Source organism: Pseudomonas sp. CHM02 (genome assembly GCF_000612585.1).
Lineage (GTDB): Bacteria > Pseudomonadota > Gammaproteobacteria > Pseudomonadales > Pseudomonadaceae > Aquipseudomonas.
This window is the reverse complement of the sequence record NZ_JFCA01000019.1, coordinates 79,683-106,152: the sequence shown is the minus strand read 5'-3', so window position 1 is coordinate 106,152 and position 26,470 is coordinate 79,683. Positions and strand designations below refer to the sequence as shown.

The window sequence follows — 26,470 nt, the reverse complement described above, 5'->3', positions numbered from 1 at the left end:
TAGAAGTCTGTGAAACAGAACTCCCTGAATGGATGGTTCAAGAGCGGCGCCCCCGGCGTCTGGATCAGTGGTGGCGCGGTGTCCATCGCGGTCATCATGACCATTGGTTTGCTGGCGGTGATCGCCGTGCGTGGCTTGGGCCACTTCTGGCCGGCCGACCTGATCCAGGCCAACTACAACGTGCCGGGCCAGGCAAACCATATCGTCATCGGCGAAGTGGTGCAGAAAGAAGAAGTCCCCCGCGAGCGCCTGAAAAGCGCAGGCCTGCCGGTGCCGGACCAAGGCCCGGAGTTTATGACCCGCGAGCTGATCAAGGTCGGCAACCGCGACCTGAACGGCAACGACTTCACCTGGATCGTCGGCGAGTGGCTCAAGGACCAGACCACGCCGGCGAACCTGATGACCATCGAGCGTCGTGAGTGGGGCAACTTCTACGGCACCCTGGTCAACGTCAAGCAGGATGGCAAGGTCATCGCCGAAGGCGAAGCCGCATGGCCGGAGCTGCAGGCCCGTGTGGATCGCGTCAACAAGCTCGCCGCTCAACTCAAAACCCTGGAAAAATCCGACATCGGCGCGATCAACGCCGGTTTGGAGCGCATCCGCCTTCACGGCCGCAAGCTGGAGCTGGAAGGCAAGCTCGACGCCGCCGCCCAGGCCGACATGGATGCTGACCGCGCCGAGCTGAATGCCCGTTACCAAGACATCGAAGCCCGCCTGGCCGACCTGCACGCCCAGTTCAACCGCGACGCGCTGACTGCCCGCGACGGCAACGGCAAGGAAGTCGAAATCGGCATCGGCAAAGTGGTGCACGCCTACCAGCCGAATGCCATGGGTACGATCACCAAGGTCGGCTTCTACTTCAGCAAGGTCTGGGAATTCCTCAGCGATGACCCACGGGAAGCCAACACCGAAGGCGGGATCTTCCCGGCTATCTTCGGCACCGTGATGATGACCCTGATCATGGCGATGATCGTCACTCCTTTTGGCGTGCTGGCGGCGGTGTACCTGCGTGAATACGCCAAGCAGAACACCCTGACCCGCGTCATCCGTATCGCCGTGAACAACCTGGCCGGTGTACCGGCCATCGTCTACGGCGTGTTCGGCCTGGGCTTCTTCGTGTATGTATTGGGCGGTTCGGTTGACCGCCTGTTCTTCGCCGAAGCCCTGCCGGCCCCGACCTTCGGTACCCCGGGCCTGTTGTGGGCCTCGCTGACCCTGGCGCTGCTGGCGGTGCCGGTGGTGATCGTGGCCACCGAAGAAGGCCTGGCGCGGATTCCTCGTACCGTCCGTGAAGGCTCCCTGGCACTCGGCGCGACCAAGGCGGAAACGCTGTGGAAGATCGTGCTGCCGATGGCCAGCCCGGCGATGATGACCGGCATGATCCTCGCCGTGGCCCGCGCCGCCGGTGAAGTGGCGCCGCTGATGCTGGTCGGCGTGGTGAAACTGGCGCCGTCACTGCCGCTGGATGGCAACTACCCGTACCTGCACCTGGACCAGAAGATCATGCACCTGGGCTTCCATATCTATGACGTCGGCTTCCAGAGCCCCAACGTCGAAGCCGCGCGGCCGCTGGTGTACGCCACCGCTTTGCTGCTGGTGCTGGTGATCGCCACGCTCAACTTGTCGGCGGTGTGGATCCGTAACCACCTGCGCGAAAAATACAAAGCGTTGGACAGCTAACACGGCCCCCTGTGGGAGCTGGCCTTGCCTGCGATGGCATCACCGCGGTTTGACTGAAACACCGCGCCGCCCGCATCGCAGGCAAGCCAGCTCCCACAGGGGCCAGCGTCAGACACAAAATTTGAGTAGATCGCCCCGGCGGTTCAACACAACGAATTGGTAGCACAGGGAGCATCCCATGCAACAAGACACCCACACCCACGGCATCAACATGTCTGCCCTGGGTCGCGACAAACAGAGCCTGAGCCTGGCCCAGGAAACCGTGGCCATCGAAGTGCCGGGCCTGAGCCTGTACTACGGTGAAAAGCAGGCGCTGTTCGACGTCAGCATGAACATCCCCAAGCAGCGCGTGACCGCCTTCATCGGCCCGTCGGGCTGCGGCAAGTCCACGCTGCTGCGCACCTTCAACCGCATGAACGACCTGGTGGACGGCTGCCGCGTGGACGGTGCCATCAACCTCTACGGCACCAACATCTACCGCAAGGGCGAAGACGTGGCCGAGCTGCGCCGCCGCGTGGGCATGGTGTTCCAGAAGCCCAACCCGTTCCCCAAGACCATCTACGAAAACGTGGTCTACGGCCTGCGCATCCAGGGCATCAACAAGAAACGCATCCTCGACGAAGCCGTTGAGTGGGCCCTCAAGGGTGCGGCGCTGTGGGATGAAGTGAAAGACCGTCTGCATGATTCGGCACTCGGCCTGTCCGGCGGCCAGCAGCAGCGCCTGGTCATTGCCCGCACCATCGCGGTTGAGCCGGAAGTACTGCTGCTCGACGAACCCTGCTCGGCACTCGACCCGATCTCGACGCTGAAAGTCGAAGAACTGATCTACGAGCTCAAGTCCAAGTTCACCATCGTCATCGTGACCCACAACATGCAACAGGCGGCGCGGGTTTCCGACTACACCGCGTTCATGTACATGGGCAAGCTGGTGGAGTTTGGCGACACCGACACCCTGTTCACCAATCCGGCGAAGAAGCAGACCGAAGACTACATCACCGGTCGCTATGGCTAGGAAGCTGTGGTTCTGATTGCACTGACGCTGCGGTTCTCCGCACCTTACCGGACGCTCCAAGGACGCCAACATGATTAGCAAAGAAGGCCTTACCCATCACATCTCCGCGCAGTTCAACGCCGAGCTTGAGGAAGTGCGCAGCCACCTCCTGGCGATGGGCGGGCTGGTGGAGAAGCAAGTCAACGACGCCGTCACCGCGCTGATCGAGGCTGACTCGGGCCTGGCCCAGCAAGTGCGCGAGATCGACGACCAGATCAACCAGATGGAACGCAACATCGACGAAGAATGCCTGCGCATTCTCGCCCGTCGCCAGCCGGCGGCGTCCGACCTGCGTTTGATCATCAGCATCTCCAAGTCGGTGATCGACCTGGAGCGCATCGGCGACGAAGCCACCAAGATCGCCCGCCGCGCCATCCAGCTGTGCGAAGAAGGCGAGGCGCCGCGTGGTTACGTGGAAGTGCGCCACATTGGCGACCAAGTGCGTAACATGGTGCGTGATGCCCTCGACGCCTTCGCCCGCTTCGACGCCGAGTTGGCGTTGTCGGTGGCCCAGTACGACAAGATCATCGACCGCGAATACAAGACCGCACTGCGTGAACTCGCGACCTACATGATGGAAGATCCACGCTCTATCTCGCGGGTCTTGAGCATTATCTGGGTGCTGCGTTCCCTGGAGCGCATCGGCGACCACGCGCGCAATATCTCCGAACTGGTGATTTACCTGGTGCGCGGGACCGACGTACGGCACATGGGGCTTAAGCGCATGAAGGCCGAAGTTGAAGGTTCGGCCGATCTAATCCCTAATGTTCCGGGCGAAACGGACGATAAGTAAGATTGCCCGAGAAATTAACGCCCGGCCTTTGGCCGGGCGTTTTTGTTTGTGGTTGCTGAATTTATTGCACGCCGGGCGAAAGAAAGTCCCGCCGTGACTACAGAGTTTTGGCAAAATGCCATTAGTCAGGCGTTCTGCGTGCCGCGGTTTTTATAGGATATAGGGTCGATGAGTAAAGTCAGTGTGTTGGTGGTGGATGACGCCTCGTTTATCCGCGACTTGGTGAAGAAGTGCCTGCGCAACTACTTCCCGGGTATCAAGATCGAAGATGCGGTGAACGGCAAAAAGGCCCAGGCCATCCTGATGCGCGAGACGTTCGACCTGGTGCTGTGTGACTGGGAAATGCCGGAGATGTCCGGGCTAGAGCTGTTGACGTGGTGTCGCGAACAGGCGCACCTCAAGGCCATGCCGTTCGTGATGGTAACCAGCCGCGGCGACAAGGAAAACGTGGTCCAGGCCATCCAGGCCGGTGTTTCCGGCTACGTCAGCAAACCGTTCACCAACGAGCAGTTGCTGAACAAGGTCAAGCAGGCCCTGCACAAGATCGGCCGTCTCGACGCCCTGATCGCCAGCGCGCCGACCAAGATGAACTCGGCCTTCGGCAACGATTCCCTCAGCGCCCTGACCGGCGGCAAGCCCGAAGCCGTGCGCGCGGCCCCGGCGGCAACGCCTGCACCTGCGCCCAGCAAAGGCCTGCTCAATAGCCCACCGGTGCAAGCTCCGGTTACGGCGGCGCCGGCTGGCGGTCGTGGCCAGGGCCAATTGCGCCTGTCCAGCGGCATCCAGCAGTGCGTGATCAAGGCGCTGAGCATCAAGGAAGCATTGCTGGTGGTCCGTCGCGGCGAAGTCCTGCCTCAGGTACTGGAAAGCGCGGTACTCGACCTGGAGCAAGGTGAGAACGCCGAAGTGGCACGTCTCAACGGCTACCTGCACGCCATCGTCGCCTTCGAACCCAAGCCGGACAGCGATTGGCTGCAACTGACCTTCCGGTTCATCGATCAGGACGCGCAGAAGCTCGATTACATCTCCCGCCTGATCGCACGTGGTACAGCGCAGAAGCATTTTGTGCCGGGTGCCTGATCTGTAGGGCGACATCTGTCCCGTGTGGGAGCAGGTTCGCCACGGAAAGCCCGCTGCCCATAGGGTCATTGCCGCACACAGCCTTGTCATGATCCCTTGCCAGCCTGCCGTTCAGCGCTTGCCGCTGTGCCGCGGGCTGGCAACGGTCGCCGTGTCGACCCGATGCCCCCAACGGCACCTTCAGCCATACCGAGGCCAAACCCCCGCTATGCCATGGGCTCCTGCACGGGGTTTCGGGGGCTCAGTCGAGCAACAGCACCTTGGCCAACACGATCTTTGGCCCTTTCATCTTCTTGATGATGATCCGCAAGCCTTCGACCTCCAGCACTTCTTCCTCTTCCGGCACGCGCTTGAGGGTGTCGTAGATCAGGCCGGCCAGGGTTTCGGCTTCGATGTGGTCCAGGTCCACACCCAGCAGGCGTTCGACCTTGAACAGCGGGGTATCGCCTCGCACCAGCAACTTGCCCGGCTGATAGGCCAGGATGCCGCGTTCGGCCTTGCGGTGTTCGTCCTGGATATCGCCCACCAGCACTTCCAGCACGTCTTCCATGGTGAGGTAGCCGATGATCTTGCCGTCGGCTTCTTCCACCAGGGCGAAATGCGCGCCGCCTTTGCGGAACTGCTCCAGCAACTGCGACAACGGCATGTGCCGCGACACACGCTCCAGCGGGCGGGTCAGCTCCGCCAGGTTGAACGACTCGGGAATGTGGTCCAGGGCTGCCAGTTCCAGCAGCAGGTCCTTGATGTGCAGCAGGCCCACGAACTCGTTGCGCACCGCGTCATACACCGGGTAACGGCTGAATTTGTGACGACGGAACAGCGCGAGGATTTCCTTGAGCGGGGCGTTGAAATCCAGGGTGACCAGGTCTTCCCTGGAGTTGGCCCAGTCCACCACTTCCAGCTCGCCCATTTCCACGGCAGAAGCCAGTACACGCATGCCCTGGTCGCTCGGGTCCTGGCCACGGCTTGAGTGCAGGATCAGCTTGAGTTCTTCGCGGCTGTAATGGTGTTCATGGTGCGGGCCGGGCTCGCCTTGGCCGGCGATGCGCAGGATGGCGTTGGCGCTGGCGTTGAGCAGGTAGATCGCCGGGTACATGGCCCAGTAGAACAGGTACAGCGGCACCGCCGTCCACAGCGACAGCAGCTCGGGCTTGCGAATCGCCCAGGACTTGGGCGCCAGCTCACCGACCACGATGTGCAGGTAGGAAATCACGAAGAACGCGGCGAAGAACGACACGCCCTTGATCACCTCCGGCGACTCGACGCCCACGGCGCCCAGCAGCGGCTCGAGGATGTGCGCAAACGCCGGCTCGCCCACCCAGCCCAGGCCCAGGGAGGCGAGGGTGATACCCAGCTGGCAGGCCGACAGGTAAGCGTCGAGTTGGCTGTGCACGGTGCGCAGGATCTGCCCGCGCCAGCCGTTCTTGTGGGCGATGGCCTCGACCCGGGTGGCGCGCAGTTTGACCATGGCAAATTCGGCCGCAACGAAGAAACCGTTGAGCAGTACCAGGATCAGTGCAAAAAGAATCATGCCGAAGTCGGCGAAGAGTGTAGCGAGGGTGATACCAGGGGAAGGGTCCATGATGGGGTTTTGCAGGTTCCGTATGTTCAGTAAGGGGTGGCAGGTGGGCCTGAAAGGCAGGCGCAAGTCGGCCAATGTAGCGGCTGATCGGGCGCTTGCCTAGTGCCCACTGCCCGGCGGGACTTGGAGTGCCCTCTCAAAAACAACACCGGCCCACTGTGGGAGGGGGCTTGCCCCCGATGGCAGTATGTCAGGCAGCACATTCATATCTGACCCGCCGCCATCGGGGGCAAGCCCCCTCCCACATTTAGGCCCGTGGTGTATTTGGATTACTCGTCGTTGCTGAGGGCTCGCGAACGGGTCACCTGCGTCGGCGGAAAATGGCAGGTGAACGTACTGCCATGGCCCAGCACGCTGCTGATTTCCAGGCGTGCACGGTGGCGCAGCAGCACGTGCTTGACGATCGCCAGGCCAAGCCCGGTGCCGCCGGTGTTGGAGTTGCGGCTGGAGTCGACGCGGTAGAAACGCTCGGTCAGGCGCGGCAGGTGCTTGGCGTCGATGCCGATGCCGGAGTCCTGCACGCTCAAGTGCGCGCCCTGGTCGTCGGCCCACCAGCGGATGCGGATATTGCCTTTGTCCTGGGTGTATTTCACCGCGTTGAACACCAGGTTGGAAAACGCGCTGCGCAACTCGCCTTCGCTGCCTTTGAGCAGGACGGCCGGGTCGGCTTCCAGGGTGATCTGCTGCCCGCGTTGGCCGGAGAGGGCCTGGGCGTCGTTCTTGATGGTCTGCAACAGGCTCTGCACCGCCACTGGGTGGTTGTCCGACGGGTAATCGGTGGCCTCCAGCTTGGCCAGCAACAGCAGGTCGTTGAGCAGCGTCTGCATGCGTGAGCCTTGCTGCTGCATTTGCTGCAGGGCCCGGCTCCAGCGCGGGTTGATCTCGTCGACGTTGTCGAGCAGCGTCTCCAGGTAGCCGCAGATCACCGTCAGCGGTGTGCGCAACTCGTGGGAGACGTTGGCGACGAAGTCTTTGCGCATCTGTTCCAGCTGGTGGATGCGGGTGACGTCGCGCACCAGCATCAGGTGTTCATTGTTGCCGTAGCGCGTCAGGTAGAGCTGGATGCGTACGCGGTCATTGGTGGGCGAGGGGATTTCCAGGGCTTCTTCGTAGTTCTCCTGTTCGAAGTACTCCTTGAAGCGCGGGTGGCGTACCAGGTTGGTCACCGGCTGGCCGCTGTCCTGCGGCGTCTTGAGGCCCAGCAGGGTCTCGGCGGCGCGGTTCCACCATTCGAGGTTGCCGTCGCTGTCGAGCATGATCACCGCGTCCTTGAGCGCGGCGGTGGACTCCTGCACCCGGTCGATCACCGCTTGCAGGCGCCCACGCACGCGTTGGTCGCGGCGTTGCAGGTGGTAGATGCTGTCGAACACCTCGCCCCACAGGCCGTAGCCGTCGGGCGGTGCTTCGTCGGGTTTGTGCTGGCGCAGCCATTCATGCAGGCGCAGCAGTTGCTTGAGGGTCCAGCCTAGATAAAGGGCAATGCCGACTGCCAGGCTCCAGCCGTAATAACCACTGACCAGGCCCACCAACAGGCAGCCGGTGATCAGCAAAAGCATGTGGCGGATCAGGGTGCCATGCCAGTTTTGATTCACTTGAACATGCGTCCTTGTCAGCTGTTAAGTCTTGAGGCGACGGGCTCAGCCCTTGGTGGAAAACCGATAACCGGTGCCGCGCACGGTTTGTACCAGATTCTCGTAGGCATCGCCCAAGGCTTTGCGCAGGCGGCGGATATGCACGTCCACGGTGCGCTCTTCCACATACACATTGCCGCCCCACACCTGGTCCAGCAATTGGCCACGGGTGTAGGCGCGTTCCTGGTGGGTCATGAAGAATTGCAGCAGGCGGTATTCGGTCGGGCCCATCTCGGCCGGCTTGCCGTCGATGGTCACGCGGTGGCTGATCGGGTCCAGCAGCAGGCCGCCGACTTCGATCGGCGCTTCGCCATCGGTCGGGCCAGCGCGGCGCAGTACAGCCTTCAGGCGTGCAACCAGCTCGCGTGGGGAAAACGGCTTGGTGATGTAGTCATCGGCGCCGACTTCCAGGCCCTGGATCTTGTTGTCCTCTTCGCCTTTGGCGGTGAGCATGATGATCGGGATGTCCCCGGTCAGTTCGTCACGCTTGAGGCGGCGGGCCAGTTCGATGCCGGAGGTGCCGGGCAGCATCCAGTCCAGCAGGATCAGGTCCGGCTTGCGGTCGACGATAATGGCATGGGCCTGCTGGGAGTTCTCTGCCTCCAGGCAGTCGTAGCCGGCCATTTCCAACGCAACGGCGATCATCTCGCGGATGGGCGCTTCGTCGTCAACAATCAGAATGCTCCTGCCAACCATGCTCAAAAATCCTCTTGTCATTTAACTGTCTTGCGCCGCATTAGATAACGGAATTATTGCAGTCGTGTGACAGTAATTTAGTCGCTTGGGCAATTAACGCCTCTCTGGACTACGCTTTGGGTCCGAATCCTGACAACCGAAAAAGGAAGGTTCCGATGACTTACAGCACGATTTCCTGGAAAGCCCTGCTGGTAACGGCGGCCTTGACGCTGCCGACCCTGGCGTTCGCGGCGGAGCCAGCGATGACTAAAGACGGGATGCTGGTCGATCACAAGGGCATGACGCTATACACCTTCGACAAGGATGCCGACGGCAAGTCAGTGTGCAAGGACCAATGTGCGACCAATTGGCCGCCGTTGAAGGCCGAGTCCACCGACAAGTCGATGGGCAAATGGACCGTCATCACCCGCGACGACCAGACCAGCCAGTGGGCTTATGACGGTAAGCCGGTCTACACCTACAAGGATGACCACAAGGCCGGCGACAAGACCGGTGATGGCAAGGGTGGGGCGTGGCACGTCATCAAACCTTGATTGGCTCGTACTGTGGTGAGCGGGCTTGCCCCGCGTTGGGCTGCAAAGCAGCCCCAAAACACGACAATTCGGTTCTCCTGAAGTAACGCAGCGGCCCTGATAGGGGCCGCTTCGCAGCCCAGCGCGGGGCAAGCCCGCTCGCCACAACACAACAAGCCCGCTCCTAACAACCCAGGGCCAGCCCTCAGCGAAAAGCGTAGTCCGCCACAATCCCGACAAATATCGCCAACCCCGCCCAGTGGTTGTGCAGAAACGCCTTGAAGCACTTCATCCGATCCTTGTCGCGGGTGTACCAGAACTCCCAGGCGAAACAGCCCGCCGCCGCCAGCAACCCCAGGTGGAACCAACCCCCCAACTCGAACCGTGCGCCCGCCAGCAGCAGGCACGCCAGCGAAAGGCCCTGCAGGGTCAGGATGATCACGCGGTCGGCTTCGCCGAACAAAATGGCGGTGGATTTCACGCCGATCCTCAAGTCGTCGTCACGGTCGGTCATCGCGTAATACGTGTCGTAGCCCACCGTCCACAGCAGGTTGGCGATGTACAGCAGCCACGCGGTGGCGGGCAGGCTGCCGGTCTCGGCGGTGAACGCCATCGGCATGCCCCACGAAAACGCCGCCCCCAACACCACTTGCGGGTAATAGGTGTAGCGCTTCATGAACGGGTAGCTCGCCGCCAGGGCCAGACCACCGAGGGACAGCAGGATGGTGGTGGCGTTGGTGAGCAGCACCAACAGGAAACTGATGCCCATCAGCACCGCAAAAAACACCAGCGCCTCTTTCGAGCTGATCTTGCCGCTCACCAGCGGGCGCTGTTCGGTGCGCTTTACATGGCCGTCGACCTTGCGGTCGGCCCAGTCGTTGATCACGCAGCCACCGGCGCGGGTCAGCACCACGCCCAAAACGAAAATCACGATATTGCTCAAAGAGGGCGAGCCTTTGCCGGCGATCCACAGCGCCCACAGTGTCGGCCACAGCAGCAGGTAGATGCCGATGGGCTTGTCCATGCGGGTCAGCTGAATGAAATCCCAGGCCCTGGGGTTCAGGTGGTTCAGGGATTTGAGCAGACGTTGGTACATCAGCAATTCTCCGGATGGGCGTGCAACGCGTGCCAGAAGCTGGGCAAGAAGACCTCTGCGACCAGCACGCTCAAGGGGCCGCGATCAAAGCGCGAGCGGCGCGCCCACAGCCCGTCGACCTGATCGGCGATGGGCAACCAGTGCGGTGGGTAATGGCACACCTCGATCGCCTGGCGGGTGAACGCCCGGTCGCAGAACAGCAACTCGCCCAATGAGCGGCTGCCCAACTCATCCATATGCAAGCCGTCGCCTTGCAAGGCACCGCGCGCCGCCACACTGCGCGCGAATACCCACGGCTGGCCATGCCCACGCAAATACACCTCGCGCACCCAACCGACCGTCGCCGGCGCCAGCGCGAGGGCTGCACATTCATCATCGCGCAGCGGCTGCCAGCCCTCGAACAGTGGCGTCACGCTGAAACCGTCGTTGGACAGCCACGTCAGCCGCCGGGTCAGCGAGTCTTCGTTGAACAGCCAATTGAGGGTCAAGGGCGCGGGCGCAGGGGCCAGAAGGCTCTGGATCAGCCATTGGCAAGCATCGGACGGGACGATTGAGTGCGGCACGGTGAGTCAGTATTGGCAGCAAAAGAGGCGGCGAGCTTACCATGACGTCCTGGGTTTTTGCCGGACTGAACCGGCTGTTTGCGTCGATCGTGCTTGCATCTGCCGGCCCCGATCAGTACAAAACGCCCTGAGCCGCACGGCAACGCGGGTCTATCGACCGTCGGCCAAGATGCCTGACCCTGAGGAAGCAAGTGATGAAGAAGTGGCAATGTGTAGTCTGTGGCCTGATCTATGACGAGAAAGACGGCTGGCCGGATGACGGAATTCTGCCTGGCACCCGTTGGGAAGACGTCCCGGAAGATTGGCTGTGCCCGGACTGCGGCGTGGGCAAAATGGATTTCGAAATGATCGAAATCGGCTAACTCTCAGTTTTCAGAAAAGCACTGCAAGGAGAAAGGAATGAACGCACCTGTCGTGATCATCGGCACAGGACTGGCCGGTTACAACGTGGCCCGGGAGTTTCGCAAGCTCGACAGCGAGACCCCATTGCTGCTGATCACCGCGGATGACGGGCGTTCCTACTCCAAGCCCATGCTCTCCACCGGCTTTGGCAAGAACAAGGAAGCCGACGGCCTGAGCATGGCTGAACCGGGCGCCATGGCCGAGCAACTCAAGGCTGAGGTGCGCACCCACACCCGCATCAGCGGCATCGACCCCGGTCACAAGCGCCTGTGGATCGGCGAGGAGGCGGTGGCCTACCGCGACCTGATCCTGGCCTGGGGCGCAGAAACCGTGCGTGTGCCGGTTGAGGGCGATGCGGCTGAACTGATTTTCCCGATCAACGACCTCGAAGACTACGCACGCTTTCGTGCCGCTGCTGCCGGCAAACGCCGCGTGTTGCTGCTCGGTGCCGGCCTGATCGGCTGCGAGTTCGCCAACGACCTGATCCTTGGCGGCTATGAGATAGACCTGGTAGCGCCGTGCGAGCAGGTCATGCCAACCTTGCTGCACCCGGCCGCCGCCGCAGCGGTACAGGCTGGCCTTGAAGGCCTCGGCGCGCGTTTCCACCTGGGCCCGGTGCTCAATCGGCTGCAGCGCACTGCTGACGGCCTGGAAGCCCATCTGTCGGACGGTGAAGTGATCGCCTGCGACCTGGTGGTCTCCGCCATCGGTCTGCGCCCGCGTGTCGACCTGGCCGCCGCCGCCGGCCTGCAGACCAACCGCGGGATCATGGTGGACCGCCACCTCAAGACCTCCCACGCCAATATTTATGCCCTGGGCGACTGCGCCGAGGTCGACGGCCTGAACCTGCTGTACGTGATGCCACTGATGAGCTGCGCCCGCGCCCTGGCCCAGACCCTGGCGGGCAACGCCACCGCCGTCAGTTATGGCCCGATGCCGGTGACCGTCAAGACGCCGGTTTGCCCGCTGGTGGTTTCGCCGCCGCCGCGCGGCACCGAAGGCGTCTGGAGCGTGGAAGGCGAGGGCGCCGATATCAAGGCCCTGTGCCGCGATGCCAGCGGCCGCCTGCTGGGCTATGCCCTGACCGGCAGCGCCGTGATGGAAAAACTCGCCCTCAACAAAGAACTTCCGCCGTTGCTGGCGTAAATACCGGTCGTTCTGTCGGAATAACCGCGTTTTTCACCCTAGAAAGGTCGCCGCGAGACTGGCGGAGCGTGCGAGGGCATGCCATCCTCACTCCCGTCTGCCGCAGAGTAGAGCCTGCGGCGCTTTGGGCGCTGCTCCAGAAGAGAGCAGCACGGACATAACAACAAAAAACCGTCAAAGAGGCTTCACTTATGCGTAAACCAGAACTCGCAGCCGCCATCGCTGAAAAAGCGGATCTCACCAAAGAACAGGCCAACCGCGTCCTCAACGCCGTTCTCGAAGAAATCACCGGCGCCCTGCACCGCAAGGACAGCGTCACCCTGGTTGGCTTCGGCACCTTCCTGCAGCGCCATCGCGGCGCCCGCACCGGCAAAAACCCACAAACCGGTGAGCCGGTGAAAATCAAGGCCAGCAACACGGTTGCGTTCAAGCCAGGCAAATCGCTGAAAGACACTGTCAACGCGTAATGGCGTTACCGTCTCGAAGGGGGCGGGGTGGTAGGAGAGATGGGCACGCCGACTGGGTCGGGTGCCCATTTTTTGTAGGCTGGAGAATGTCAGGCCAGTAGTAACCTCCCGGTTACAACTCCCCCCAAGGATCAAATTTATAAGTGGCATCCAACGGTGTGAACGCTAGCCCAAAGAGCGCCTTGGATTCGAACATCGCCTTGAATTCAGCCGAACAGACCGTTTCGTTAATATCCGTGCATAGAAACAGGTGTTGATGAATACCCGGTTTTATCTTGAATGATTCGATGGACTCAAAAACGATAGCGGGTACATCACTTTCTTCTGGTGTCTTGAGTTTGCCGGTGTATTTGTCGCGGTCGATGGTGAATACCGAATGCTCAAGATCAAGCAGGCTGAGTCGGGCGGTCGGAATGAAAAGGTTGTAGCGTTTTTCAGGTGTTTTTTTCCTTTTAACTCTATCTCGACCTGACGCGTGATATGAGGAATTTCGAGCGTTGCGCAGATGTTCAAGACGGCATCTGTCGCCAGCAACTCCTCAATCATGAGGTCCGCTTTCAACTCCTTGATCTTGGCCTTGACTTTATAAGCGCTAGCAAACTGACTCTCATCCGGTGTTTCTGAAGGGTAATGAAACTCCGGGACGCCAGGAGTCCAGTCCGACTCAAAGAAGCTGGGCGCATCCGTCCCGTTGGTGTGGTAGTTCACGATGAAGAAATCAGCGCTGGCGCCGGTCATAAAAGTCGTCCTGTAACTGCATCAGTTTTGAAGAGGCCATTCTGCAGCCCGCCGCTCGCCCATTTTTGGATGTTCGAGACTTCCAGTGCGAGGTCCATATCAGATAACCCGGCTTGTTGTTTGTTCAAGCTCCTGAGCCTGTCCCTGACAGCATCGGTGTACTTGTTATGGTTCGACCAATGTCCAGGAAGCTGCGTTTTAGCGGCAAGGTCCTTTGATCCTGGCAGGAAAGCACCATTGGAGGCGCCATCCGGGTCCCAACCTATCTTTTTCAGCCTGGAGAACATTTTGCCGAACTCTTTGTGTTTGATCAGCTCCTCGGGTATCAGGTGATGGTTGGCCATACCGTCACCTTTGCGAGCCCCCATGTTCTTGCCTAGCTTCGTCGAGCACCAGCCCAGTGGGTCACTCCAGCCCAGAGGGTTGGTGGCGTACTGATAGAGGTTAATGCCGCCCAGCAATCCAACCGGGTCTTCTGAAGTGAATCTGCCGATATCGGGGTCATAAAAGCGGAACGTGTTGTAGTGCAGTCCGGTTTCTCGGTCCAGATACTGGCCTTGGAAGCGAATATTCTGATCTTCCAGATAGTAGGGTTCCCGTTCTTCACTAACGGTATTACCCCACACCTGATAGATCGCTTTCCAGACGATGTTCCCATCGCTCTCGGTCAATTGCTCGGGCAAGCCATTGAGGTCGTTGTGGTAATAACGGGTCTTCTTGTGCACGCCCAATCCATCGACTCGCGCCAAGGGCTCGTGTCCTTGATTGAGATAGACATAGAGGCTGCTGCGTTCATTTTGCGTCTCTGAGAGCAGTCGCAGACCGTCCCAAATGAAGCTGACCTGGCTCAAGGTATAACCATTGCGATCCTGTTCGGTCTTTTTGATACGCCGATCCAGCGCGTCGTAGACCATCCGAACCACATGGCCCTTTTCATTGCGTACTTCTACCAGGCGGCTTTCGGCGTCATAGCTAAACCTTTGTACACCGTATCGCCCGCTGCGCTTTTCGATTACTCGGCCGAAGCCGTCATAGCGATAACGCTTGTCTTGAAAGCTGACCAACCTGTTGTGGAGCACCTTCCCCTGGCTGGGGTGGACGCTGTCAAGCAAGTTGGCTGCTGCGTCATATGCAAAGGTCTCACGAGCGCCGTACAAAGAGTCTTGGCTCGCGATAAGGCGGTCTGTTGCGTCGTAATGAAACAGTTGTTGATGGCGCGCAGAGGGCCGCTGATCCAGCTTTCCGATCAAATTGTCAGCCGGGTCGTACTCGAACTGTCTTTGCATATCGGGTGACAGCAAGGCGGGCTGGCTGTCATGACGGCGTATGCGAGCACGTAGGCGGCCGACGGGGTCGTAGTCGCTGCGCGTACTAAGCTGGCCCTGAGTGCGCAAGACTTCACGATGGAGTCGGTCACGCTCGAAGTCACTAATCACGTCGCCGTCAAGATTGATCTGGTGCAAATGACCGCTCCCGTAGTAGAGGCGGTTGAGCCAGCGGCCATCAGGCACCTGGGTTTGTATCAGGTTGCCGAGTTCATCATAGCGATGGTGAAGGCTGCCAGAGGCACTGTGTTCCTCAAGCAATTGGCCGAGCGCGTTGTAGGCAAAGCCAAGGCTCTGTTCAGCGCCCGACGCATCCTTGAACATGACGGCGCTGAGTTGGTTCAGTGGATCGTACTGGTATTCGGTGCGGCCATCATCCGTGACTTTTGCGATCAGTCGTCCAACGGCGTCGCGTTCCAATTGATGAATGATCGGTGCTTCAGGTGCTTGGGAGACAATTGCGAGCCCGGTGCCATAAGGCGCTGGAGTGGACGTCACGCGGATCAGGTTGTCCAGCCCATCGTAGGCGTAGGATTTTGTACCCCCGTCGAGGCCTTGTTGCTGGATCATCCGATCACAGGCATCCCAGGTGAACCGATAGCGCTCACCATTTTCGTTGCTCAACGACTGTAGCCGGCCGAACGTGTCATAGCCCAGGCTAACCTGGCGACCCTGTGCATCCGTACGTTGGCAGACCTGGCCCCTACGATTGTGCTGGTAAAGAGTCGTGTGCCCCGCAGGGTCTGTATGACCCAGCAGTAGGCCGGCACTGTCGCGCTGGAAATATTCGGTTCGACCGTCCGGAAATTGCTTGCTGATCAGCCGACCCTGGCGGTCATGCTGGAACTGCGTGCGTTCGCCCATTGCATTGGTAATCACCTGCAAGTACCCGTGAGGGTCGTAGCCAAAGCGAGTCGGGAATCCCGAGCAATCCAAGTGGTCGGTCAGTTGCCCGAGCGTGTTCCATTTCAACTGTTTGCTTTTGCCGGTTGCATCTATGACCTCCACCACCAGGCCTTGTGCGTTATAGCGATAACGGGTCATATGGCCCAGCGGGTCGGTCTCGGCGACACAATTACCGCGTTGATCATAGCGATACTGCCAAGTGTTACCGGCGGCGTCGGTTTGTGTGCGTGGCAGCGACCAATGCTCCAGCCAAAGTGTGGATACGCTACGCCCGAGTGGATCCGTCTCAGCCGTCAGGTTGCCGGACTCATCGTAGCTGTATTCGTAGCGCCCCCCTTGAGGGTCCGTAGCGCTCAGTAACTGACGCTCGTCGTTCCACTCGAATAGCCAGGTTTTATCCAGATTGTCGGTGAATGCGATTATCTGATGCTGGGCATTCCACTGACGAGTACTGACACGTTGCAGGCTGTCTGTGACGCGTGTGATGCCCTTTTGCAAGTCATACTCGAATTGGTAGGCGTCGCCCTCGTCGGTCCAGTGTCGTACTACTCGCCATTCAGTGTTGTCGATGTGTCCCCACTCATAAAAGCAGCGCAGACCGGTAGGGAGTTGGTGTTCAATCATCCTGCGACCGGCGTCGTAGGCAAAGCGTCGCTGAACCTCGCCGGACGCGTTGCTTACTTGCGCCAATTCACCTATCGCGTTGTAGCGGTAGCTGACGAGAACCTCACGCGACTGGTCGGCGTACAGGCGTTCGATTCGCTCCAGGCGATCCTGGTCGTAAACCAGCTCAACCTGGACCTGGTTCGATGTGTCCCGCAGGCGCGCAATGCGGCCGTTCTCGTGGTAACCGACGAAAATCCGATTGTCATTGCGATCCCCCAACTGACTCAACCGAAGGTTCGTGGTCGAACCTGGTGTGAGATCGAAGAGGCGATACAACCCATCATCGCTCTCGATCAATAACTGACCGTTGTGATGGCGCCTGAAGCTCAGTACTTCTGCAGGGCTGAACATTGCGCTGCCTGGCACAAGCGAGCCCAGATTGATACGCCGCCCTTGCTCATCTGTATAGATCAGCTCCTCGCCGCCTTCAGGATGCATCAGGATTTCGACACTCACCTCATAGGCAACGCTCCAGCCCGCGCCGAAGAGCCCTGCTGTGCGTATATCGTGGCTGTTATAGACGCGCTGCCAGGCCATGGGCAACGCACCTGGCAGTACAAAATCCAACTCATTCGTGCCGCCCAGTATTTTGGCGCCTGTCGCGGTATGCACGGGGTTAAGTGAAGACATGGCGGCGTTTGTCATGGCGCCGATGGCCTGGCTCACGGCAAAGGAGCTGACACCGCCCAACAACATGCACGGCAAATTACTCAGCGTCTTGCCCTTGGCTCCTTTAAGCATCATCAATGCTTCAATCGCCAAGCCAACGCCGGGGGTCTTCCCGCTGCGAATTTCCTGCACCACCACCGTCCCACCACCAATGGTGACGTTTGGCGAGATCAGCCCCGACGACACCACCGTCGCCTCGCACATGCTGCGGTCACCGCTGCGCACGGCGGGTTGCCCATTGATGGTGACCTTGTCAGACCCTTCGGCCAGAAGCTGTGGTGGCATCGGCGGATGGCGGGCACACAGGACCATGTCGGTAAGCGCCGGTACCACACCCGGTGCAGGCGTGGCGACGGTGGGCCGCCATAGTTGGGAGAAGAAACCCTCGGCCATGTCCAGGAAGCCAGGCTCGGGTTTTGGCTCGGGGTCGGGCTCCGGCGGCGCTTGCTCAAGCTCCGTACCAGCGGGCGCCACGTGCGAGGGAATGGAGCCTGCGGCCCGCGCAGCCGGAATACTGTTGACGAACGTATCGGTCGAACCCACCGCAATCGTGGCTTCCACCACCGGTGGAAACAGCGCATTGGCGAAACTCTCGCACATCTTACTGAGGCCCTTGTCGGCCCCCGTCTTGCTCATGGCCATGCCGACGACAATGCCCACCACCGCGCCGAGGATGCAGCCGCCGATACCGGCGGTAGCAATCGTCACCCCCACGGCGGCCGCGACTGCGGCAGTCGCCAGTGCCGTGATCGCCACGTTGGCCGCCACCTCCAGCACCCCACCCAGGATATCCGCCATCATCGAGGTGTGGGTCAGTGCATCGCCCATCCGGGCCGCCCATAACGCGTCAGACATGCAGGCAGCTCATCAAGAAACAGCGTCGAACGACAGCGAATTTTTGATCAACGCCCAGTGCGCCGCCTCGGCGTCCCCAAGCTTGTCCGCCTTTACGTAGCTCAACGCGAGCATCTTGCGCGTACCCGGTAGCACCAGCGCCAGTTGATACTGGAACACCTTGTCATTGCCCTTGTTGAATTGGCTGCGCAGTTCGATGCCTTCCACCTCTTGGGCCGCGCCCAAGCGCACGTCGACACCGGGTTGATAGCGTAAATCCTGCACCTGTTTTTCCAGGCGCTGGAGTTGGTCATTGAAGTTGCTGTGCAGGGTTTCACCCTCGGCGAGCAGGCTGCGGCTGACGATCAGTGAAGTCCCCAGTTCCGGGAACTTGAGGATATTGATCGTCGCGTCCTGCAGCTCGCTGGCCGGCAGTTGGAACTGGAATTCGTTGATTCGATACGTCATGAAAACAGGTCTCGTCAGGAGCTTTTAGGTGCGGGGAACGCGGCTTTGATATTGGCGTCGATGGCGCCTTTCTGGCCCTGGCCATCGGGCGTGGCGCCGGGGCCGCCGCCGTTGTTCAGGTGCAGCACGCCGCCGGTGTTGAACTCGGCATCGCCGCTGGCATAGAAGCTGATCTGCACGCCCGTGAGGTTGATCTGCCCGCTGGCGTTCAACTCCAGAATGCTTTCGCCGCAGACCAGGCGCAGGTTTTCACCGACTTCGATGACGTAGCTCTGGCTGATGCTGTCGGTCTTCCTCTGGCCCACCGAGAGGATGTCTTCCTGCTTGACGATGCGCAGGCGGTTGTTGCCGATGGTCACCGTCTCGTTATGGCCGATGCTTTTGTTGCGGTCATGCCCCACCGAATGGCTTTCGTCGACTTCGACGACAATGTCCTGATTCCGCTCGGCATGGATATACAACTGCTCCAACCCCTTCTTGTCCTCCATGCGGATTTCATTGAAGTTGGCCGGTGTACCGCCCTTGCTCGAACGACTTTTCATGCCGCTCTGGGTCGCGTTTTCCGGCAGGTCGTAAGGCACGGTCTGCTCGGCGTTGTAGACCCGCCCGGTGATGATCGGCCGGTCGGGGTCGCCCTCAAGGAAGCTCACGATCACCTCCTGGCCGATCCGCGGGATCTGCATCGAGCCCCAGTTCTTGCCGGCCCAGGATTGCGACACACGAATCCAGCATGAGCTGTTCTCGTTGGATTGGTCATGACGGTCCCAGTAGAAGTGCACCTTCACGCGGCCGTACTGGTCGGTCCAGATTTCCTCGCCCTTGGGGCCGACCACCAGCGCGGTCTGCGGGCCTTTGACGATCGGGCGGTGGGTGCTGGCCAACGGGCGGAAGCTCTGCTGGGCGTCGATGCAGGTGAGGCTGCTTTCGAACTGTGCCGAGCCCGAGCCGCCGCCGCTTTCCAGGCTTTCCTGATTGATGTAGTAGCGGCAGCCGACGATCAGGTATTCGCGGTTCTGGTCCCTGCGGCTGAAGCCGGTGAGGCTGAACAAATGCCCCGATCCCAGGCCACGGGCGTTGCCGCTGAACTCGATCTGTTCATACAGGGTCTGCAGGGCTTCGATGCGGGTGCGGGCGTAGTGTTCGCCGTCTTCGCTTTGCACGTAGGTGCCGGGGTAGTCGTACAGCGGGTAGTCGCCGGCGGTGTGCGGGCGCGGCATGGCCGAGCGCACGTCGATGCTGGCGCTGGGGCGCTGGAAGTCGTAGTCGTTGAGCTCCAGCGAACCTGGCTGCACCTCCTGGGCCAGGTGCCAGTTGTGCATATGATCGCGTTCGCGCTGCTGCTCGTCCTTGGGGTAGTACGGGATCGACGCGTAGCCGGGCACGGTGGTGTGGGCACCGTAGGCGTCGGCCAGCACCAGCACATGGCGGTCCTGCTCGTGGCGGAAGAAGTAGTAGATGCCTTCCTGTTCCATCAAGCGGCTGACGAAGTCGAAGCTGGTCTCGCGGTACTGCACGCAGTATTCCCACTCGCGGTACGGCCGGCTCAGGGCGTCTTCGAAGTCGGAAAACCCCAGGTCACGGAACACCTGCTTGATGATCTGCGGAATGCTCAGGTTCTGGAAAATCCGGCAATCGGAGGTTCTGCTGAGCAACCATAGCCAAGGGCGCAGCGTCACCTGGTAACTGGCGAACTGGCCCCGGTCGATGTTCTGGCTGCACCGCGCGACGATGCCGTGGAAGTGCCGCTCACCGCCGTCCGCCAGTTGCAGGCCCACGCTCATGGGCTTGCCGAGCAACTGGTTGAGGTCGATGTTGGCGTCCAGGGACGTCAGTTGCAGCTCGTAATTGAACAGCCGCCCCAGCTCTTCGCCGCCGCCCATTTCATTGAGCAGCAGCACATCCGGCCCGAGGGGGCTGGTGATTTTGGCCAGGCGTGAGGCTTGGTTGAATAGCATCGGTTAACCCGTAAATGTCGATGTACCTGACGAAACCGAACCCCTGTAGGAGCTGGCTTGCCAGCGATAGCGGTGTATCAACCAACATCAATGTTGAATGTCAGGCTGCTATCGCCGGCAAGCCGGCTCCTACAGTTTCAATGGTGTTCCGTCAGTTGGCGTCGCTGAAGTCGTAGTGCAATTCATTATCCCGGCTGCTGATACGCACACCCGCCAGCGCCTTGCCTTCGAGCATGCGCGTGAGGAACTCACGGCTCATGTCCGGCAGCAGGCTGTTGGTGAGGATGGTGTCGATCATGCGCCCGCCGCTTTCGGTCTCGGTGCAGCGCGAGACGATCAGGTCGACCACCGCGTCGTCGTAGTCGAAAGCCACCTTGTGCGTAGTCTCCACGCGCTTCTTGATGCGGTTGAGTTGCAGGCGGGTGATCGCCTTGAGCATCTCGTCGCTGAGCGGGTAGTACGGAATGGTCACCAGGCGGCCGAGCAATGCCGGCGGGAAGATCTCCAGCAGCGGCTGGCGCAGGGCCTTGGCGATTTCTTCCGGCTCCGGCACGTTCGCCGGGTCTTTGCACACGTGGGAAATCAGCTCGGTGCCGGCGTTGGTGGTCAGCAGGATCAGGGTGTTCTTGAAGTCGATCACACGGCCTTCGCCGTCTTCCATCACGCCTTTGTCGAACACCTGGAAGAAGATCTCATGCACGTCCGGGTGGGCTTTTTCCACCTCGTCCAGCAGCACCACGCTGTAGGGTTTGCGTCGTACGGCTTCGGTCAGCACGCCGCCTTCGCCGTAGCCGATATAACCCGGCGGTGCGCCCTTGAGGGTCGACACCGTGTGGGCTTCCTGGAATTCGCTCATGTTAATGGTGATGACGTTCTGCTCGCCGCCGTACATGGCTTCGGCCAGGGCCAGGGCGGTTTCGGTCTTGCCCACGCCCGAGGTGCCGGCCAGCATGAACACGCCAATTGGCTTGCTCGGGTTGTCGAGGCCGGCGCGGGACGTCTGGATGCGCTTGGCGATCATCTGCAGGGCGTGGTCCTGGCCGATGATGCGTTTCTTCAGGTGCTGGTCGAGGTTGAGCACCGTCTCCAATTCATTGCGCGCCATGCGGCCTACCGGGATGCCGGTCCAGTCAGCGACCACCGAGGCCACGGCCTGGTAATCCACGGTCGGCAGGATCAGCGGGGTTTCGCCTTGCAGGGCGGTGAGGCGTTGTTGCAGGTCGACCAGTTGGGCGCGCAGCTCATCGTTGCCACTGTCCACCACGCCCGCCTTTTCACGCAGCGTTGCACGGGTGGCTAGCAGCTCGTCCACCAGGGTTTTCTCTTCAACCCAACGGCTTTCCAAGGTCGCCAGACGCTCACGCTCAGCGCTCAACAGCGCCTCGGTGTTGGTTTGACGCGCACCAATCGCAATGCCGATGGCATGCTCGCGGGCAATGATCTGCAGTTCTGTTTCCAGCGCTTCGATGCGGCGGCGGCTGTCGTCCACTTCGGCCGGCACCGCGTGCAGGCTGATGGCGACGCGGGCACAGGCGGTGTCCAGCAGGCTCACGGATTTGTCCGGCAACTGACGCGCCGGGATGTAGCGATGAGACAGCTTCACCGACGCTTCCAGGGCTTCGTCAAGGATCTGCACCTGATGGTGTTTCTCCATGGTCGACGCCACGCCGCGCATCATCAGCAGCGCCTTGTCTTCCGACGGCTCGGCCACTTGTACCACCTGGAAGCGACGGGTCAGGGCCGGGTCTTTTTCGATGTGCTTCTTGTACTCGGCCCAGGTGGTGGCGGCCACGGTACGCAAGGTGCCGCGTGCCAGGGCAGGCTTGAGCAGGTTGGCTGCGTCACCCGTGCCGGCGGCGCCACCGGCACCCACCAGTGTGTGGGCTTCGTCGATAAACAGAATGATCGGCTTGGGCGAAGCCTGGACGTCTTCGATGACCTGGCGCAGGCGCTGTTCGAACTCGCCTTTCATGCTGGCGCCGGCTTGCAGCAGGCCCACATCGAGGCTGCGCAGTTCCACGTCCTTCAAGGCTGGCGGCACGTCACCGGCGACGATGCGCAGGGCGAAACCTTCGACCACGGCGGTCTTGCCCACCCCGGCTTCACCGGTGAGGATCGGGTTGTTCTGGCGACGACGCATGAGGATGTCGACCAGTTGGCGGATCTCTTCATCACGGCCAACAATCGGGTCGAGCTTGCCGCTGCGGGCCTGTTCGGTCAGGTCGACCGTGAAACGCTTGAGCGCTTCCTGCTTGCCCATTGCACTCGGCGCCATGGCACCGCTGGCTTCACCTGGCACGGCACCGGCGTTGAAACCATCGCTGGCGCTCAGGGCATTTTCCGGCGAATCACCGACGTATTCGTCAAAGCGTTCGCTCAGGGCCTCGGCCTTGATCTTGTCGAACTCGGCAGACAAACCCAGCAGCGCATGGCGCAGGCTCGGGGTCTTGAGAATGCCGAGCACCAGATAACCGGTGCGCACCTGGCTTTCGCCGAACATCAGGCTGCCGTAGACCCAACCGCGCTCTACCGCTTCTTCCACATGGGAGGACAGGTCAGTGATCGAGGTCGAGCCGCGCGGCAGGCGGTCCAGGGCTTCGGTCAGGTCGCGGGCCAGGCGCGCCGGTTCGACGTTGAACTGGCGGATGATGCGGTGCAGGTCCGAGTCCTGCAGTTGCAGCAACTGGTGAAACCAGTGGGCCAGTTCCACATACGGGTTGCCCCGCAACTTGCAGAACACGGTGGCGGCTTCGATGGCCTTGTAGGCCACGCTGTTGAGTTTGCCGAACAGTGCGGCGCGACTGATTTCACCCATGCTCTGGATTCCTTGAGGTGGTGGCGTGGTCGGCGTAATGCCGGGCCAGGATTAGGTCGTTGGCGTCATGCTCGGGCTTGCCGAGCCAGGTGTTGAAGCCCAGGCGGAACTGGCCGTTGAGTTGCAGCGCCGGGACTTCGGGTTGTTGCAGAACCAGGTTCAGGTCCCAGTCCAGTTCGTGGCCCAGGTACTCGGCCACCCACGCCACCAGTTCGTTGAACGGCTGGCGGCCGGGCAGCATGCCCATGTAGTCATCCAGCTTGAGCGGACCCAGGCGGATACGGAATTTGTGCTGGCGGTCCCACACGAAGCTGCCCAGGCAAAAGTCCACGCCCAGGCGGTTGGCGCTCACGCTCACACGGCTGCGTTCGGGCAGTTCCAACCATTGGCCGACGTACTCTTCGATCTCCACCGGCAGGCCGAAGTACTCGCCGAGAATGGCTTTCAAACCATCCGGGTAGCGGGTTTGCGCCGAGAGGTGGCCGCTGTAGTGCAGCTTCGCGGTATCCGGGATGAGCCCCTGATTCAGCAGGCTTGGCATGCCACGGCCACTCAGCGCGGCGAGGCGTGCAGACCAGTAGTCATCGTCCGGGCGGTCGTGGCTGACCGTTGGCCGCGCCTCGGCCCAGGCTCGGTAGAACAGGCTCAGCAAGCGATGGTGGAACACATCCAGGAAGTGTTTGCTGGTGCTGTCGGCATTGTTGCGCTGGCGTTCGCGCACATATTCGGTGATATGCAGCGGCAGCGGGCCGTTGGGGCCGCCAAGGCCGAAGAAGAACTGTTCGAGCCGCGCCGGCTTGCCATCGCTACCGGGGTCGACCGACGCCAGCGTGGCCGGGGCGAAGGTGCAATCGGCCTGTTGCCCCAGGCGCAGCGGGTCATCTGCCAGGCGCAGGGAATGGCCCAGGCGCGGCAGCTCCGGCGATTCGCACTCGATACGCCGCAGCGCCTGGAAGAAATCGTATTCCCAGGGCTCCTGATGCATCGCATCCAGGGTACTCACAGGGTCGGACGACGTCCGGGCTTGGCTTTCCATCGCATGATCTCGCCGCGTTCGGTGGTACGGATCACCGTCTCGGTAAAACTGTTGATCGACACGTAGCGTGCCAGGAAGCGCTCCAGCACCGCACCGAGCAGGAACACGCCGGTGCCGCGAAACGCGTTTTCATCGAATTCCAGGGTGATCTCCAACCCGCGCCCAAACACGATCGGGCCGGGCATCGGCAGCCGGCGGGTCACCGCTTTGCTGCTGACGTCGCGCAGCCCTTCGATCTGCAGTTGCAGCGCGGCGTCGTTGCTGTCGCCATACAGGCGCAGCAGCTCGCGCAGGGCTGCGGCGCCCTGGCCCTGTTCGCTCAGGGACAGATAGTTGAGCGACAACTGGCTGATCAGACGCCAGGCCTTGGCGTCATGGGCGTGGCTGGCACGCGGACGGCTTGGGCCTGCGACGCAACGCACGGCCAGTACCGGCGCGCTGTCGGCCAGGGTGAAATCGGTCTTGCCGTTGCCCACGCTCATGAACAGTGGCAGGTCGCGGTTGGTGCACAGCGCCGTCACGCCAAGTTGGCGCAGGTCGTGGCGGTAGGGGGCTTGCCCGCTGTCCACCAGGCTGACAAAGGTTTCGCTGCCTACGTACGTGGAGCGTGGGCCGTTGCGGCGCTGGTCGCTGGAGAGCACGCGCGGCTCGCGGCGCACGGTGTAATAGGCCTGGTCGCGGCCATAGCGCGACGGGTCGCGCACCGCATAGAACGGCAAGAACGGCTGTTCCGGCCCGGTGCCATGGCCGGTGATGCCACTGAGCGAGTGAATCTCGAAATCCATCGGCCGCGTGCGGTCGGCGATTACATGGTGTTCGTTGACCCGGTCGGACAGATGGATACGGTCTACGCGCTTGGGAAACAGGTTGATCGCCGGGGTGCAGAACGGCAGGAACTGCGCCGCGCCGACGCTGCCTTCCAGGCTCGGTTCGTGGCGATCGAACAGCACGATCAGCTCCAGTTCCTGGCCATCGCAGCGTTTGACTGCGCGGCTCAGTTCGGCAAACTCGACGAACAGGTAGCGGTGGGGCAGGGCGAAGTATTCCTGCAACAGGCGATAGCCCTGGAAGGCACGCGCCACCACCGGCATGGCGGCGTCGGCGTCGTCAAAACCACGGGAACGCAATGCATCCTGCGGCAGGCGCTCGACCCAATCGCCACCCGGCTTGCGTGCAAACACCGCACAGGCGTTGCCCAGCAGTTGCTCGTAAAGGCGGAACGGTTGCTCGTCGGCCCCGCTGAGGTACAGCGGCAGGTTGTCCAGGTCGAGGCTGTTGAACGGCAGCTCGGCACCGGTGCACAGGGTCAGGCGCAGGCCGGCCTTGGCTTTCGGCTCACTGGCGGCCAGTCGGCCCAACACGGCGGCGGGGTTGCCAAAGTATTCGGCACTGCTGACCTGCAGTGGCCACAACGTCACCGGGTGCGCGGTGCGGTACTCGCAGCAGGTCTGGGTTTCACGGCCCAGGGCGGCACGCAATACCGTGTCGCGGGGCAGTGGGAAACCGCTGGTCAGGGAGCCTTCATCGGGATCGGTCTGCAATTGCACCACGGTCATCGACGGCGTCGGCGCCAGGTAGTGCGGGTAGGCGATTTCCAGCAGGTTATGGGTGAAGGTCGGGTACTCGGCGTCGAGCTTGAGTTGCACGCGGGCGGTGAGGTAGGCAAAACCCTCAAGCAAGCGTTCGACGTACGGGTCGGCGCAGTCCATACCGGACAGGGTCAGCCGACTGGCGATCTTCGGGTATTCCTTGGCGAACTCTGCGGCGCTTTCGCGCACGTGGTGCAGCTCCTGGTTGTACAGCTCCAGCAGGCGCGGGTTCATGGGCGTCTCCGCTGGTCGGCGTTGACCACACGCACATGGCCGGATTCCAGGTCGAGGTCGGTCTGCAGCAACAGGCGCAGCGGCACCGGCTGGGCCCACAGGTCGCCTTCGATCTCGAAACTCAGGGCGTTGTGATTCATCTCGCCATGGCCGACACGTGCCTTGACGCGCAAGGTGTGGCGCAGGATGCGCGGTTCGAAGGTGGCGATGGCCTGGTAAATCAAGGCTTCCAGCGCCTTGATGTCGACACTGGACACGCTGTTGCCTGCCAGCGCCGGCAGGCCGTAGTTGACCACCGAAGTGCCCGCCGGAGTGTGCAGCGTGGCATCGGCATCGAGCAACGACGTGGTGTTGAGCAGCCACGCCAGGTCGCGCAGCACCGAGGCTTTCAATTGGGTCAGGGAGAGCACGCGTTTGTCGGCGCTTTCCTTGGGATTGGTCGGATCATCGTCCGTCAGCCGGTCCAGCAGGGACGGTTGCAGACGGTCGCGGGAAGCGATTTCAGTTACCACCAAAGCAGCTCCACGGACGGGTTG

Annotated in this window: 21 protein-coding genes; 8 read left to right on the top strand and 13 right to left on the bottom strand. The window is 61.4% G+C overall.

Going from position 1 to position 26,470, the window contains the following annotated elements; translation table 11 throughout:
* Positions 1-9: 9 nt before the first annotated feature.
* The 4 genes from pstA (at position 10) to BM70_RS0112910 (ending at position 4,604) form a co-directional block, all read left to right on the top strand.
* A complete protein-coding gene (gene pstA / locus BM70_RS0112925; RefSeq protein WP_025856392.1) occupies positions 10-1,680 on the top strand; it encodes a phosphate ABC transporter permease PstA in 1,671 nt (556 codons plus the stop codon).
* 178 nt (positions 1,681-1,858) lie between these two features.
* Positions 1,859-2,692 carry a phosphate ABC transporter ATP-binding protein PstB gene (pstB, locus tag BM70_RS0112920; protein WP_025856391.1) on the top strand — a complete coding sequence of 278 codons (834 nt, stop codon included), beginning with the start codon at positions 1,859-1,861 and terminating at the stop codon, positions 2,690-2,692.
* Between the two features lie 70 nt (positions 2,693-2,762).
* The gene (phoU, locus tag BM70_RS0112915; protein ID WP_025856390.1) at positions 2,763-3,524 is read left to right on the top strand and encodes a phosphate signaling complex protein PhoU; all 762 of its coding nucleotides are present in this window, start codon (positions 2,763-2,765) and stop codon (positions 3,522-3,524) included.
* 168 nt (positions 3,525-3,692) lie between these two features.
* Positions 3,693-4,604, top strand: a complete 912-nt coding sequence (locus tag BM70_RS0112910; RefSeq protein WP_025856389.1) for a response regulator — start codon at positions 3,693-3,695, stop codon at positions 4,602-4,604.
* Between the two features lie 241 nt (positions 4,605-4,845).
* On the opposite strand, the gene BM70_RS0112905 is transcribed toward BM70_RS0112910, so the two are convergent.
* From BM70_RS0112905 to phoB, 3 genes are all read right to left on the bottom strand, one after another.
* Positions 4,846-6,186 carry a hemolysin family protein gene (locus BM70_RS0112905; protein WP_010207573.1) on the bottom strand — a complete coding sequence of 447 codons (1,341 nt, stop codon included), beginning with the start codon at positions 6,184-6,186 and terminating at the stop codon, positions 4,846-4,848.
* Between the two features lie 269 nt (positions 6,187-6,455).
* The gene (gene phoR, locus BM70_RS0112895) at positions 6,456-7,742 is read right to left on the bottom strand and encodes a phosphate regulon sensor histidine kinase PhoR (RefSeq protein WP_256220902.1); all 1,287 of its coding nucleotides are present in this window, start codon (positions 7,740-7,742) and stop codon (positions 6,456-6,458) included.
* 81 nt (positions 7,743-7,823) lie between these two features.
* Positions 7,824-8,513 carry a phosphate regulon transcriptional regulator PhoB gene (phoB, locus tag BM70_RS0112890; RefSeq protein ID WP_003176964.1) on the bottom strand — a complete coding sequence of 230 codons (690 nt, stop codon included), beginning with the start codon at positions 8,511-8,513 and terminating at the stop codon, positions 7,824-7,826.
* A gap of 155 nt (positions 8,514-8,668) precedes the next feature.
* Between phoB and BM70_RS0112885 the strand changes: the two genes are divergently transcribed.
* Positions 8,669-9,046: a hypothetical protein gene (locus BM70_RS0112885; protein WP_025856387.1), complete on the top strand. Its 378-nt coding sequence runs from the start codon at positions 8,669-8,671 to the stop codon at positions 9,044-9,046.
* A 184-nt stretch (positions 9,047-9,230) separates the two neighbouring features.
* Here the strand turns inward: BM70_RS0112885 and ubiA are convergent, their stop codons facing one another.
* Positions 9,231-10,121 carry a 4-hydroxybenzoate octaprenyltransferase gene (gene ubiA, locus BM70_RS0112880; RefSeq protein ID WP_025856386.1) on the bottom strand — a complete coding sequence of 297 codons (891 nt, stop codon included), beginning with the start codon at positions 10,119-10,121 and terminating at the stop codon, positions 9,231-9,233.
* On the bottom strand, positions 10,121-10,684 hold the full coding sequence (locus BM70_RS0112875) for a chorismate lyase (RefSeq protein WP_025856385.1): 564 nt from the start codon (positions 10,682-10,684) through the stop codon (positions 10,121-10,123). Before BM70_RS0112875 ends, ubiA begins: the two co-directional genes overlap by 1 nt.
* Positions 10,685-10,878: 194 nt before the next feature.
* On the opposite strand from BM70_RS0112875, the gene BM70_RS0112870 reads away from it, so the two are divergent.
* The 3 genes from BM70_RS0112870 to BM70_RS0112860 all read left to right on the top strand — a co-directional run bounded on the left by BM70_RS0112870 (position 10,879) and on the right by BM70_RS0112860 (position 12,699).
* Positions 10,879-11,046: a rubredoxin gene (locus tag BM70_RS0112870; RefSeq protein ID WP_015886569.1), complete on the top strand. Its 168-nt coding sequence runs from the start codon at positions 10,879-10,881 to the stop codon at positions 11,044-11,046.
* Between the two features lie 37 nt (positions 11,047-11,083).
* Positions 11,084-12,232: an NAD(P)/FAD-dependent oxidoreductase gene (locus BM70_RS0112865; protein ID WP_025856384.1), complete on the top strand. Its 1,149-nt coding sequence runs from the start codon at positions 11,084-11,086 to the stop codon at positions 12,230-12,232.
* Between the two features lie 191 nt (positions 12,233-12,423).
* Positions 12,424-12,699 (top strand): HU family DNA-binding protein, encoded by a 276-nt coding sequence (locus tag BM70_RS0112860; RefSeq protein ID WP_003176958.1) that lies wholly within the window; start codon positions 12,424-12,426, stop codon positions 12,697-12,699.
* Positions 12,700-12,969: 270 nt separating this feature from the next.
* Here the strand turns inward: BM70_RS0112860 and BM70_RS0112855 are convergent, their stop codons facing one another.
* The 8 genes from BM70_RS0112855 to tssE form a co-directional block, all read right to left on the bottom strand.
* Positions 12,970-13,437 carry a hypothetical protein gene (locus BM70_RS0112855; protein WP_025856383.1) on the bottom strand — a complete coding sequence of 156 codons (468 nt, stop codon included), beginning with the start codon at positions 13,435-13,437 and terminating at the stop codon, positions 12,970-12,972.
* Complete coding sequence (locus BM70_RS0112850) at positions 13,434-17,858, bottom strand: RHS repeat-associated core domain-containing protein (protein WP_025856382.1); 4,425 nt, start codon at positions 17,856-17,858, stop codon at positions 13,434-13,436. Before BM70_RS0112850 ends, BM70_RS0112855 begins: the two co-directional genes overlap by 4 nt.
* Before the next feature lie 12 nt (positions 17,859-17,870).
* Positions 17,871-18,305: a DcrB-related protein gene (locus BM70_RS0112845; RefSeq protein WP_021492582.1), complete on the bottom strand. Its 435-nt coding sequence runs from the start codon at positions 18,303-18,305 to the stop codon at positions 17,871-17,873.
* A 14-nt stretch (positions 18,306-18,319) separates the two neighbouring features.
* Positions 18,320-20,260 (bottom strand): type VI secretion system Vgr family protein, encoded by a 1,941-nt coding sequence (locus BM70_RS0112840; protein WP_025856381.1) that lies wholly within the window; start codon positions 20,258-20,260, stop codon positions 18,320-18,322.
* 151 nt (positions 20,261-20,411) lie between these two features.
* Complete coding sequence (tssH, locus tag BM70_RS0112835) at positions 20,412-23,075, bottom strand: type VI secretion system ATPase TssH (RefSeq protein WP_025856380.1); 2,664 nt, start codon at positions 23,073-23,075, stop codon at positions 20,412-20,414.
* Positions 23,068-24,111 carry a type VI secretion system baseplate subunit TssG gene (gene tssG / locus BM70_RS0112830; protein ID WP_025856379.1) on the bottom strand — a complete coding sequence of 348 codons (1,044 nt, stop codon included), beginning with the start codon at positions 24,109-24,111 and terminating at the stop codon, positions 23,068-23,070. Before tssG ends, tssH begins: the two co-directional genes overlap by 8 nt.
* Positions 24,075-25,934: a type VI secretion system baseplate subunit TssF gene (tssF, locus tag BM70_RS0112825; protein ID WP_025856378.1), complete on the bottom strand. Its 1,860-nt coding sequence runs from the start codon at positions 25,932-25,934 to the stop codon at positions 24,075-24,077. Before tssF ends, tssG begins: the two co-directional genes overlap by 37 nt.
* Entirely contained in the window at positions 25,931-26,446 is a 516-nt protein-coding gene (tssE, locus tag BM70_RS0112820) for a type VI secretion system baseplate subunit TssE (protein ID WP_005792513.1), read from the bottom strand. The genes tssF and tssE overlap by 4 nt, the downstream gene beginning before the upstream one ends.
* Between the last annotated feature and the right edge of the window lie 24 nt (positions 26,447-26,470).

What these genes read in the sequence shown, in the direction of transcription:
- BM70_RS0112865 (WP_025856384.1), top strand. Translation starts at nt 11,084, where the DNA reads ATGAACGCACCTGTCGTGATCATCGGCACAGGACTGGCCGGTTACAAC.
- BM70_RS0112845 (WP_021492582.1), bottom strand. Translation starts at nt 18,305, where the DNA reads ATGACGTATCGAATCAACGAATTCCAGTTCCAACTGCCGGCCAGCGAG.
- tssH (WP_025856380.1), bottom strand. Translation starts at nt 23,075, where the DNA reads ATGGGTGAAATCAGTCGCGCCGCACTGTTCGGCAAACTCAACAGCGTG.
- BM70_RS0112860 (WP_003176958.1), top strand. Translation starts at nt 12,424, where the DNA reads ATGCGTAAACCAGAACTCGCAGCCGCCATCGCTGAAAAAGCGGATCTC.
- BM70_RS0112870 (WP_015886569.1), top strand. Translation starts at nt 10,879, where the DNA reads ATGAAGAAGTGGCAATGTGTAGTCTGTGGCCTGATCTATGACGAGAAA.
- BM70_RS0112850 (WP_025856382.1), bottom strand. Translation starts at nt 17,858, where the DNA reads ATGTCTGACGCGTTATGGGCGGCCCGGATGGGCGATGCACTGACCCAC.
- BM70_RS0112840 (WP_025856381.1), bottom strand. Translation starts at nt 20,260, where the DNA reads ATGCTATTCAACCAAGCCTCACGCCTGGCCAAAATCACCAGCCCCCTC.
- BM70_RS0112910 (WP_025856389.1), top strand. Translation starts at nt 3,693, where the DNA reads ATGAGTAAAGTCAGTGTGTTGGTGGTGGATGACGCCTCGTTTATCCGC.
- phoR (WP_256220902.1), bottom strand. Translation starts at nt 7,742, where the DNA reads ATGCTTTTGCTGATCACCGGCTGCCTGTTGGTGGGCCTGGTCAGTGGT.
- phoB (WP_003176964.1), bottom strand. Translation starts at nt 8,513, where the DNA reads ATGGTTGGCAGGAGCATTCTGATTGTTGACGACGAAGCGCCCATCCGC.
- pstB (WP_025856391.1), top strand. Translation starts at nt 1,859, where the DNA reads ATGCAACAAGACACCCACACCCACGGCATCAACATGTCTGCCCTGGGT.
- BM70_RS0112885 (WP_025856387.1), top strand. Translation starts at nt 8,669, where the DNA reads ATGACTTACAGCACGATTTCCTGGAAAGCCCTGCTGGTAACGGCGGCC.
- ubiA (WP_025856386.1), bottom strand. Translation starts at nt 10,121, where the DNA reads ATGTACCAACGTCTGCTCAAATCCCTGAACCACCTGAACCCCAGGGCC.
- BM70_RS0112855 (WP_025856383.1), bottom strand. Translation starts at nt 13,437, where the DNA reads ATGACCGGCGCCAGCGCTGATTTCTTCATCGTGAACTACCACACCAAC.
- BM70_RS0112905 (WP_010207573.1), bottom strand. Translation starts at nt 6,186, where the DNA reads ATGGACCCTTCCCCTGGTATCACCCTCGCTACACTCTTCGCCGACTTC.
- tssF (WP_025856378.1), bottom strand. Translation starts at nt 25,934, where the DNA reads ATGAACCCGCGCCTGCTGGAGCTGTACAACCAGGAGCTGCACCACGTG.
- tssG (WP_025856379.1), bottom strand. Translation starts at nt 24,111, where the DNA reads ATGGAAAGCCAAGCCCGGACGTCGTCCGACCCTGTGAGTACCCTGGAT.
- phoU (WP_025856390.1), top strand. Translation starts at nt 2,763, where the DNA reads ATGATTAGCAAAGAAGGCCTTACCCATCACATCTCCGCGCAGTTCAAC.